The organism is Candidatus Aquicultor sp., assembly GCF_054640775.1.
The window spans coordinates 1-11,201 of the sequence record NZ_JBTSLF010000090.1 but is presented as its reverse complement, the minus strand read 5'-3'; the positions used below and the strand labels follow the sequence as shown (position 1 = coordinate 11,201).

Annotated in this window: 8 protein-coding genes and 1 tRNA gene; 1 reads left to right on the top strand and 8 read right to left on the bottom strand. The window is 51.5% G+C overall.

The features are described from left to right. Positions 1–685: 685 nt before the first annotated feature. Positions 686–758: transfer RNA gene (locus ACYC56_RS08605), tRNA-Ala, on the bottom strand. A 442-nt stretch (positions 759–1,200) separates the two neighbouring features. Then, entirely contained in the window at positions 1,201–2,247 is a 1,047-nt protein-coding gene (locus tag ACYC56_RS08600) for a redox-regulated ATPase YchF (protein ID WP_461373774.1), read from the bottom strand. Between the two features lie 257 nt (positions 2,248–2,504). Here ACYC56_RS08600 and ACYC56_RS08595 point away from each other — a divergent pair, with 257 nt between their 5' ends. Continuing rightward, entirely contained in the window at positions 2,505–3,347 is an 843-nt protein-coding gene (locus ACYC56_RS08595) for a zinc metalloprotease HtpX (protein WP_461373773.1), read from the top strand. Positions 3,348–3,518: 171 nt separating this feature from the next. Here the strand turns inward: ACYC56_RS08595 and ACYC56_RS08590 are convergent, their stop codons facing one another. The 6 genes from ACYC56_RS08590 to ACYC56_RS08565 form a co-directional block, all read right to left on the bottom strand. Then, positions 3,519–4,136: a hypothetical protein gene (locus tag ACYC56_RS08590; RefSeq protein WP_461373772.1), complete on the bottom strand. Its 618-nt coding sequence runs from the start codon at positions 4,134–4,136 to the stop codon at positions 3,519–3,521. A gap of 9 nt (positions 4,137–4,145) precedes the next feature. Further along, positions 4,146–5,435, bottom strand: a complete 1,290-nt coding sequence (locus ACYC56_RS08585) for a hypothetical protein (protein WP_461373771.1) — start codon at positions 5,433–5,435, stop codon at positions 4,146–4,148. Positions 5,436–5,847: 412 nt separating this feature from the next. Next, positions 5,848–6,213, bottom strand: coding sequence for a hypothetical protein (locus tag ACYC56_RS08580; RefSeq protein ID WP_461373770.1), 366 nt, complete (start codon positions 6,211–6,213; stop codon positions 5,848–5,850). Positions 6,214–6,624: 411 nt separating this feature from the next. Beyond that, the gene (locus ACYC56_RS08575; protein ID WP_461373769.1) at positions 6,625–8,184 is read right to left on the bottom strand and encodes a hypothetical protein; all 1,560 of its coding nucleotides are present in this window, start codon (positions 8,182–8,184) and stop codon (positions 6,625–6,627) included. 513 nt (positions 8,185–8,697) lie between these two features. Beyond that, positions 8,698–10,161, bottom strand: a complete 1,464-nt coding sequence (locus ACYC56_RS08570; protein WP_461373768.1) for a 6-bladed beta-propeller — start codon at positions 10,159–10,161, stop codon at positions 8,698–8,700. Between the two features lie 35 nt (positions 10,162–10,196). After that, entirely contained in the window at positions 10,197–10,868 is a 672-nt protein-coding gene (locus ACYC56_RS08565; protein WP_461373767.1) for a tetratricopeptide repeat protein, read from the bottom strand. Positions 10,869–11,201 lie beyond the last annotated feature (333 nt).

Here is an 11,201-nt window from a genome sequence, read left to right as displayed (position 1 = left end):
TTAAAAAAAGCCCCAGCATTTCTACCGGAGCTATCGGTGGAGGATAGCGGACGATCTTCGAACGTATATCTGTGCTAATGCACAGCATTAAGGCGCCCCCGGAAAGGAGTTCGCTGTTTCCACAGCTAGAGCACCAAAGTGTTGCATTGAAAGACCTGACCCAGGACGACACGATCCCTAGTTTTACCTACCTGCTTTTTTCACTTTCTTCTCTAACCGTTTCTCTTTTAGCGTTTTTTCTGGTTTCTTTTTTGTATCTTTTTTGACGGTTTGACCTTTAGCGATGTCTTTCACCTTCCGGACGCATTTTCGTTATTTATACTATTCCATATAATACACCAAGATTGCTACTTGTGCTCATATAGCCCACCTTATATATCCACCCTGCAGCCGTCTTATTTATCCTTACAACGTATCGATTAGGCTTTGACCCCCGATTGGTCTACGGATGAGTGTTGAGACATGGCTCCGATTAGAAAATCTAGGGAAATAAAAGGTCCGACTATTTAAGGCTAAATCTGCACGTCAGGACTTTATAGAGGGAACTGGCGAAAACAAGAAAGAAGTTCTTGAAATGGTAGCGTCGAACCTGGTCTTGAGTAACCGTGAAATAGTCTCCTACCAGCTAAAAGAGCCATTTGAAATGATATCCAAATGGCCTAAATCTAGCGATCCTGATATCTTGTGGAGGATAACGGGCTCGAACCGATGACCTCCTGCGTGCAAGGCAGGCGCTCTCCCAACTGAGCTAATCCCCCGTACTGTATGATGCTGGCCCTCATCAACGGGCCCGCATAATTTAAGACAGCGCGTACGATGTCCTTGACTATTTTATAGTATCTTTGCGTAAACATCAACTTTTAAGCGCGGGGCTTTTAGGCGCCCCAACACTCTATCCGAGAAACCGGTGGTTGCTCCAAGTGCGGCAGGGAGCAAACGGGACAAAAAAATACCCCGTAGAAGGGGTATTTTTATCTGTTTAGAGCGGTTCTTACTGTATGTCTTGCTTTTTAGGCGGTTCGACATCGCCGTCGGGCTCACGGCCCGCACATGTCGGAGAACTCATTCATGTGCCGATTCCCATCTTGGGAAGCACCCATTTATTGAGGACTATATACACTGCGATGGCCGCTATAATAAACAGTACATCCGACATTTGGCTCACCTTCACTTTCAGCCTGCCGGGCCATTGTTTCGTGATTACACGTTAAACCTGAAATTAATGATATCGCCGTCTTCGACCACGTATTGCTTTCCTTCAAGACGCACCCTTCCGGCTTCTTTGGCCTTCGTCATCCCGCCGAATGTGGAAAAATCAGCAAAGGAGACGACCTCGGCGCGGATGAAGCCCCGCTCGATATCCGAGTGGATCTTGCCGCCTGCCTGTGGTGCAAGAGAGCCTTTCTTTACCGTCCAAGCACGCACCTCGTCCTCGCCGGCGGTTAGGAATGATATGAGATCCGAGAGTTCATACGCCGCACGGACGAATTTATTCCTGGCCGACTCTGAAATACCCAGCCCTTCGAGAAATTCAGCCTGCTCGGCTGCATCCATCCCGGCGATTTCCATTTCGATGGCGCCGCAGAAGTCGATAATCGGCACGTGGCGCCCGGCGGCAAAGGTCTTAAGGTCGGCCAAATCGGCGGTTTTCTCCTCGCCGGTATTTACAACGATGAGAATCGGCTTGAGGCTTAAGAGCTGAAATCCGCTGAGCGCTTTGGCCTCGGTCTCGTCGAGCTCAAGAAGCCGCAGCGGTTTTTCCTCGTCCAGCCAATCCTTGCATTTCTTGATCAGCTCGTACTCGGTGCCCTTTTTGCGCTCCTTCTCAAAGCGCTCGATTTTCTTCTCCAGCACGATGAGGTCGAGAACCATGAGTTCTGACTCCAGCTCCTGGAAGTCCTTAAGCGGCGCAACCTCGCCCGGTTCCGTCAGCTCGTCGATGAAAGCCCGCACTACTGCCGCCAGGGTATCGACCCCTTTGATGAGGTCGATGGTTTGCGTACCGCCGAGCGCGCTCGCGTTGGCGTCGCTTGGGCCCGGCACATCGACGAATGTGATCTCGGCAAACGTAGTCTTCTTGGGCTTATAGACTTCGGCAAGATACTCGATCCGCTCGTCCGGGACTTTTATCACCGCAAGGTTCGCTTTTTGCGCCCCGTAGGTGCCTGTCTGGGCCGAAGAGCCGGTTAAGGCGTTAAACACGGTCGTCTTTCCCGCCTTACTCAGGCCAATAATTCCTACTTTCATGATCCTCCATCTATCTACATATATCAGTAGTAAGCGTGATAGTACTAAACGTGATAAGCGCGGCACACTAGCTTCTGCCACGCTTTAAAATCCTGTTTTTGGATTTCGCCTTATCTACTATATATCAAATCGTCGCTGCTCACAAGCTAGGCGGCGACGTAGGGCACCGGGGATATGCGCTCTGCCCGATGGTCCTGTTGCAACTACACTGCTGGCAGGTATAGAATCTAAGTATCCACAGATATGGAGGTAACGCAGTGAACAATTTTAGAACCTGGCTTCTAATGGGAGCGCTGACGGTTCTTCTGGTTACGGCCGGAAATCTCATCGGCGGGAATGCCGGGATGATGATCATGGTGGTATTTTCCATCTTGATGAACTTCTCGGGCTACTGGTTTAGCGATAAGATCGCGATCAAGATGACACGTTCGCAGCCGGTAGAGGAGCGCGATGCGCCGCAACTCTATGCGATAGTGCGAAGTCTGTCGCTGAGGGCCGGGCTGCCCATGCCGCGTCTTTATATGACGCCGTCCCCGCAGCCGAACGCTTTTGCGACCGGCAGAGACCCGGAGCATGCGGTCGTGGCGGTGACCGATGGGCTACTCAGGCTTCTCTCCCAAGAGGAGACCGAAGGGGTACTTGCGCATGAGTTGGCGCATGTTAAAAACAGGGATATCCTGATCGGCTCGATGGCCGCGATGATGGCCGGCGCGATAAGCGCTCTTGCCAATATCGCCCAGTGGGGCCTCATCTTCGGCTTCGGGCGGGATGACGACGACGGGGCGCTCGGTATTGTCGGCGTTTTGCTCACCATCATAGTTATGCCGATTGCCGCCATGATAGTGCAGCTTGCGATATCGCGCTCGCGTGAATACGGTGCGGATGCGACCGGCGCAAAGATTGCTGGGCGCCCGGAGGGCTTGATAAACGCGCTTATAAAGCTCGAGCACGGCGCCGATTCGGTTCCGATGGATGTGAACCCCGCGGCGGCGCATATGTTTATCGTCAATCCGCTTTCGGGTCGCAGTTTGGCCGGATTATTTAGCACTCACCCGCCGATCCCCGAGAGGGTGGCGCGACTGAAAAAAGCATTTGCATAAAGAAGGCTTTTGAAATTACACAAAAGGGAAGGGTCCGTTGCAAGCGGACCCTTCCCTTTTTTAAGGCTGATTATAAATCGGATTATAAGTCTGATAATCATATAACTTACGATAATATTTAAATATTATACGCTAATCGGCTACCGCGCCGCCGGTATCCCATACCGGCGACTACGGTAGGCCTCTTAGCAGCAACTCATCGTTAGCGTCATCGCCCACGACAGTACTACTGTCGACGTAGCTTGGACTATCCGCACTCCAAGCTGTTGGGTTATGACAGTCAAGACACACACTATCTACATCATGCACCACATAATTGGTGGTGCCGACGGTTCTCGTTTCACCGACGCTGATCAAGCTGCCGTTAAAGTCGAGACCGAAGAGGTCGTCTTTAAGCATCATCCAACCGAGCGTGCGGTGTGGCCAACTAAAGCCGTCATCTGAACAGAAGTTGTCGATTGTTACCGAATCGACAATCGTTGTAGTCGTTCTCCAATCGCTCGACCAATCAACATCACGGGACTTCTTGTAGAAAGCATAGGTGATGCCGGCCGCCGTCCAGCTGTTTTCGTACATATTCGACTGGCCGGTGGTGGTATTGAAGACATAGTACGTCGACAGCTTCTGGCTATCGTCTGCGGCATCGGCGGTGCTCGTTGTGTATGCTATGGTCGATGCCGTTATGCCGACTACGGTTTCCTGATGGCAGGTACCGCAGGCAGTTGAGCCTTTGTGGCAGTTACGGCAGTGCGGGCCAAAGTCGTCGTTATCCTCCGGATTAAACGTCATTTGGCGCGATCAGTGCCGGGGCTGCGCGTCGTGACCGTAGGCCAGATCATAGTTACCTTTCCATTCGGGGGTGTCTGTGCTGTGGCCCTGGCCGCGCAGGGCGCGGTCTTCACTGAACAGCGGTGCCTGGATCGTATGCAGGCCGGCATTGCCATCATGGCAATCGGTGCAGAACTCGGAGACGTTCCAGATACGTTTTGATGTCAGCATATTGCGCTGGTTGTATCCAATGCTCGTATCCGATGTAGAGGCCGCGCCAATCGGGCTGTTCCAGTCGGTCGCAATCTTGTTGACCGGATATGTTGTGGTGTTGTCGAACTCGTTAAGACCGAACGTTATCGCATCCGGTATTTCGGCACCGGCGGTCACGGTAATATCGGGGTCGCCGGTAATGCCGCTTGCAACCGTAGTATTTGTCCTTGCGGTCTCCCTATCCGGGTCTTTAATGAGAAGCCAACTACCAGAAAGATATACCGGCCCCGTCGAGATGTGGGTCGGGTCCCCCGGCAGGATATCATGGCCTGGGTTTGCGATACCATATACCCTGGTCATGACCACGCCATTGATCGTTGTCTGTGTTTCCTCGCCAACCGGGTTGCCAAGGCCGTCAAAGCCCAGCATTCTCGTCGGGTTGGCGTGCGGACTGTGACAGTCAAAGCATGAGAATCCACCAAGCCAGTAATTTGGCGTATATGCCGGGTAGGTATCATCTGGGGCCCTCCATTTACCGGTTTGGATACCGAAGCCAAGCGTATGACCCACGTTGTACTCAGTGGTGATGTTGTCATCGTTATCCATCTGAATGTTAAAGCCTGAACCGGCGCCAAACCCGTGGCACCAATCGCACGCCTCAAACCTCGTATCAGACCTTAACAATTTGAATTTACCGGCTGCACGGTGGACTGCGTGGCACTCACGGCAACGGTGTGTTGAGGTGAGGTAACCACCATGTGGACCGGCACTAAATGTGTCGGCTTTGCCATCACCGGTCGAGTCGGCTTGATCACCGACGTTAGTATATGATTGGGGGTCGTTATAGTTGTAGCCATCGATACCGGCCGTATATGGGCTGTTCCAGGTACCATACGGGTGGGCGCTCGTAGTGCTCCCGTTGAAATACACGGTGTTACCAGCGGACTGTACCGCCACCCCTTGGTTGTATTCGGCCCACACATCAGTGTTTGCTGTGGGCAGGTTGTATGTCGTTGGGCTAATATCGCCCCCCGCGGCGAGAGCAACTCCGCTTCCTGCTGTTAGGACAAGACCTGTAGCCATTAGAGCTACAAACCATTTCCTCATAGTCTTCACCTCCTTTCTAAGCGGCATAAAAACCGCTTGAAGATGGTGCTACAAAAAGCAAAGTGACCGATCGATTGAAAGCGAACGGTGGTAATGGGTACTGTGTTGTAAACTGCGAACATTGCTACGGCATCGCTTCAATCGCTCAGCCACTTAAAATTCGGGAAGATATGCCGTTAGGCGCTATCTCCCCGTATAGCTTATATAGGGGATAGTATCGGTCTAGGCTCGACATACTTTAGAATACGAACCTTTGGGAGGATGTGCGAAGTGCAGTTTTACGCAAGATAAAAGGGCCCGCTGGCCAAGCGGACCCTTTAGTTGCGCGCAAGTATAACTTTTAAGTGCTTAAAATAACGCTGTTTCTTGCTACCCGTCGGTAGCCTAGCATATTTCTATGCATCACGTACCTTTACGGCAAGCCTCTGAACAAGAGGTCGTCGTTGTAGTCATCTGAGGTTATGCCGGCCGTATCAGTGTGGTTCGACGAGCTAGTCGCGTTCCAAACTGTCGGGTTGTGGCAATCCAAGCAGACGCTGTCAACGTCGTGGGCCGTGTAAAGGCTGCCACCGTATGACCTTGTCTCGCCAACGCTGACAAGTTTCGGGTGGCCTTCGCTGTCTCCGCCAATGTCGATACCAAAGAGGTCGTCTTTGAGCATCTTCCAGCCGAGTGTTCTGTGCGGCCAGCTAAAGCCGTCATCAGAGCAGACTGTGTTCGCAGCCGTTATGGTGGCTGAACTTCTCCAGTTTGCCTGCCACGTAGCCGTCCTCGACACCTTGTTGATGCCGACCGTCTTGACGTCCGTGTAGCCAGGAGTAGCTGTCTGGGTAGCGACCAACGATAACGAGATACCGTTATCCTGACCATCGCTGGTGTTCTTGAGGTTGTACATGGTGTACGCCTTCAGAGCCATGCTTGTGTCATCGGCAGTGAATGAAACTACGTCATTCCACCAATCACCTGATGTCATGGTGTTCATGCCAATGTACATGAACTGACCGATGTCGGAACGGTTAGGATCAGCCGCTGCAGCCTCCTGCTCCGCTGTTGTCGGGAACAGTAATGGACTCGGGTTAACACCGCTTGTGTTGTGGCAACCACCGCAACCACTTGAACCTCTGTGGCAATTACGGCACCTTGGTCCGCCTAATATGTCATCCTCCGGATTGAACCTGGCTGCGCGGCTTCAGTGCCTGACGTTAGCATCGTGGCCGTAGGCCAGATCATAGTTGCCCTGCCATGCTATAGTCTGCGTGCTTTGGCCCTGGTTCCTCAGAGCACGGTCCTCGCTGAAGAGCGGGGCCTGTGTCGTGTGGAAGCCGGCGTTGCCATCGTGGCAGTCTGTGCAGAACTCATCGAGGATGAGTGAGCGGCAGAACGGGTTACGCACGTTGTAGCCGTAGGCGGTGCTACTATCCGGCATTGGCCCACCCATCATATCATCCGCTATTGCACCATACTGTGCGCCGAAGTCCTCGAGAACGAGGCTCGCACTACCGATCGGGTTGTTCCAGTCGGTCGGAACCTTGTTGACCGGGTACGCTGTGTCGGTGCTGAACTCATTGAGTGCGGCATCGATAAGATCCGGAATCTCACCGCCAGGCGTAACCGTGACGTCATCCTGCGGTTCGAAGTGACCGGTATAAGTAGTGTCCTTCGTCCAGGTACTGATATTAACCGCATAGGTAGCATCACTGGTAAGGTACGTATCGATCTCGTGGTCCGGGTTCTTGATCAAGAGCCAGCTACCAGCAAGATAGTACGGTTTTGCCTTCGGGAGTTTTAAGCCACCAAATGCCGGGACCGTAATGTGTCCGGCCTCAAGCTCGTCGTGGTTCGCCCCGGCAAAGCCCTTGCCGCCGGCCGTAAACAGGTCGTGACCCGGGTTACCGATAACAAAGACCTCACCGGTGTAGGTGTCAACGATCGAGGGGATCGGATTACCATCCTGGTCGAAGCCCATGAGGCGAGCCGGGTTAGCATGCGGGCTGTGGCAGTCGAAGCATGAGAATCCACCCATCCAGTAATTAGGGGTATATGCCGGGTAGGTATCATCCGGTGCTTTCCACTTGCCTGAGCTAATACCAAAGCCCATGGTGTGTCCAACGTTGTACTCAGTGGTGTAGTTGTCATCGTTATCCATCTGAATGTTAAAGCCTGAGCCAGCACCGGTACCGTGGCACCAGTCGCACGCCTCAAACCTCGTATCAGAGCGTAACAATTTGAACTTACCAGCTGCACGGTGGACTGCGTGGCACTCACGGCAACGGTGTGTTGAGGTGAGGTACCCACCATGTGGGCCTGACGCAAAGCGTACCTTCGGTAATGTCACAGTTGCCACGCCACCGAAAGCGTTAGGAACACTGATATCAACAGTCACTGTGTCACCAACGGCATCCTTAACAGCTACGTCGGCGCCATCGTCCGTATAATCCTGAGCATCGTTGTAGTTATATCCATCGATACCCATTGTATACGGGCTGTTCCAGGTGCCGTACGGGTGCGTGCTAAGACCACCAGTAACTGCGGTCGGATCAGAACCAGCATATGTGCCTGAGGTGGTCGCTTCGCCCTGCTCGTAGTATTGCCAATCCTTTGCATCATTGCCAAACTGAGGAGCGTTGAGATCGTAGGTATTCGGGGTAATGTTACCCTTTCCACCTGCTGGATCCTGAACGGCGAGAGCAACGCTGGTCATGGCAAATAGCATCGCAAGGGCCATCAAAATAATTAAGCCTTTTTTCATCTAATTCACCTCCTTTCAATTGAAGTAAGTATAAGAAACCCTTTGGGGGTTAACTTTCTCTGTGTGAACCCTACTTTTAAAGTTTTGGTGGTTGGCCGTGTGCTTGTGAAGCAAAGCACTTTCCCTTAGGGCAAACCCAGGTTAGGGAGTAGAACGTTATTTGGAGTTATCCTTTGAGAGTTACCTGGGAGCGGCAAACACCGTATTTGTTTCTCAAGGTTTTGGCATAAAGGAGTGTGCCTTTAGGTGCCGTGCGAAAATCCTAAGTGTTTTTAGTGCTACGAAGATTTCTGCTGAATGAATAGTGCGCTTACCAAGAAGTTTACTTGCTATAGTTTTCAAAGAGTCTTATTGGTGACATTCCTGTTAAAGACTGCTTGTCCTATCTTTCACAATCCTAATTTACCAATAAGTGGTGCACTAGTCAAGCGATTTTTAACAAGTTTTTGAAATTATCGCTTGAAAATAAAAATGGTGAGCGCTTGGCTCACCTTTTTTGAGTAGTTGTTTATGCTAGGTTGTCTGAGGGGCTGTCTCTTCCTCTTCAACCTCATACTTATCGAGGAACTCCTGGTAATTTATCATCTTTGGCGGTTTCTTGCCGTTGCCCTCGAGCACTTCCCGCACCTTTTCGTCTTCAAAGGCAAGGGTAAGCCTATTGAGCAGGATTCTCTCGGCCAGCTTCTTCTTGGCGAGAGCAAGGAAGGCAGCCGTGCCCTCGGTGATATCATTCTTCTCGACGAGTTCTTGTATCTCTTCTTTCGAATACTGCCGAACGATGGCGATATCCGAGAACTTTAATGTGTCTTCCTCATATTCCGCAAACCGCTCAAAGGCTTGCTGGCTGACGTGTACCCGTTTTGCTACCTGGGTCAGCAGTCTAAGCTTCTGATCCTGTACGACGAGTTCCAAGAAATCCTCATTAGCGATGAACTTCTTGCGCCGCAAGAGAGCCATCAGCAGCGGTATCAGCAATAGCAGCCACCACGGGAAGTTATCAAACGGACTCTCTTCACCGGGAATCGTAAGCCGCACCACCTGGACGCGATCGTTGAACTTATCCGCGATCGCAAAGGTTTTATTGCCCATATAGGCGATCCCGTCGGGCATGTTGAATTGCCCTTCAAGGTTGCCGGCGCTTCCGCCGAATGTCGCGATGTCTTTTCCTCTGGTGTTAAACACCTTTATCGAGAAATCGAAAGAGTCGACGACGTAGATACGCTCTTTATCATCCATCGCCAATCCAGCGGGAAGGTTCAATCCCTTCTTGGGATCAAGCACGGACTGCGGCGGCGCTCCTCTAGTCCAGAGGATATCGCCTTTCTTATTCATGGCAACCAACCTCGTGTTGTTGGTGTCCGATACGTACACGTTGCCGCGATTATCGACGCCCACCCCGTGCGGGTAATCAAATCCCCCGATCGTGCGGCTTCTTGCACCCCAGGTATCAAGGATTCTGCCATCGAGGCTCAGCGACACAATCGGGCCAAAGGTAGACAGATATATCCTATCTTTGCCGACCGCTGGGGTAACGGGTGACATGAGCGTGGTTTCATTGATGTATTTACCCTGTAGGTTATAGATCACCAAGCGGAAGCGGGCCCTGTCGGCCACGTAGAGCCGTCCCCTTTGCGAATCGACCGCAACCCCGAGCGGACCGCGAAGCGACCCGGGAGCTAAACCTTTACCTCCGAAGGAGCGGATATAGTTACCGTTGTTGTCAAATTCGACGACTTTGCCCCTGCTCGGCAAGCTAACATAGATGTTGCCTTTGTCGTCAGCCGCCACACCGGTGGGCCGTTTTAACAGCTCATCGGGCTTATCGCCCCATCCGTAAATACTAAACAGGTGGGTCAAACCCTCGTTTTGAACTTTGTCGTTCGGATTGTTGAGTACGTAAAAGTAGAAATACGCGAGGGCACCCATTGTTAGGAGCAGTATTGCTACTAGAATTATCAAGGTCTTAGTTCTAACCAACTTAACGCCTCCTAGCTTTCATTCGCCGGCTAATCTTACTTCTGTTTCACACCGAGTTTTGCTTGGTTTTGACGAAGCTGCTTTACCTGAAGTTCCTGGATCGCTATCTGAGCGTCAGCGTGATCAGGTATAAATCGAAGGACATCCCGGTACTCCGTCATTGCAAGGTCAAACCTGCCAAGACCCTCATAAGCCTTGCCGAGCTGATAATGGGCATCCGCGCCGCTATCCATTCTTTGCAGCGCTTTCTGAAGGCAGAAGGCAGCCTGGGTGTAATCTTTCTTCTTGTTCAAGATAGTGCCGAGGTCGTACCACGCCAACTCGTTTTTCTGCTCGGTAACCTTTAGCTCCGCCTTAAGCTCCTCGATAGCCTCTTTTTCTTGTCCGTTATCCAGATAGATTTGAGCCAACGTGTAGTGGAGCATAGGTGCTGAAGGCGAAAGTTCAATCGCTCGTTTAATATGCTGAATAGCATCTCCGACTCTTCCGAGGTCCGCCTCTGCTTTGGAGAGCTTAAAGAGCCCATCGGCGTTTTTCGGATCCTTAGCAACGAGCGCTTTTGCAACAACATATGCTTGTTCTGCCGGATTTCGAGGTACATCCGAGCCGGTAAATACGTCCTTCAGCATAAATCCAAGGACTACGATAATCGCAAGGGTTAAAAAGATTGTTAGATAGACTAAAATCTTCCTGACGTTACCTTCCATACTACTTCCTTTCAAACCTTTGAACTTTTATGGTGACCCTTTTCACAAGGGCGAGCTAAAAAAAGAACGATTCAAATGATAGCACACAGAGCCTACAGAGGCAAGGTTGCCAAATTAGTATTTGTTGACTGTGAGCTGGCATTAATGCGGCTGATTTTGTATTATTATGGTTGCATGTTTATAGTTACAGGAGGTATTTGATGAACCGGATTAAACTCGGCCTTATTATTTTATTTGTTGCGGTACTTGCTATCGGCAGCATAGGTTGTTCGCGCGGCGGAAAGGTCGCCGATGCGGGCGGTTCCGCAGGGAAAATGCAGGCAGATGTCCAGG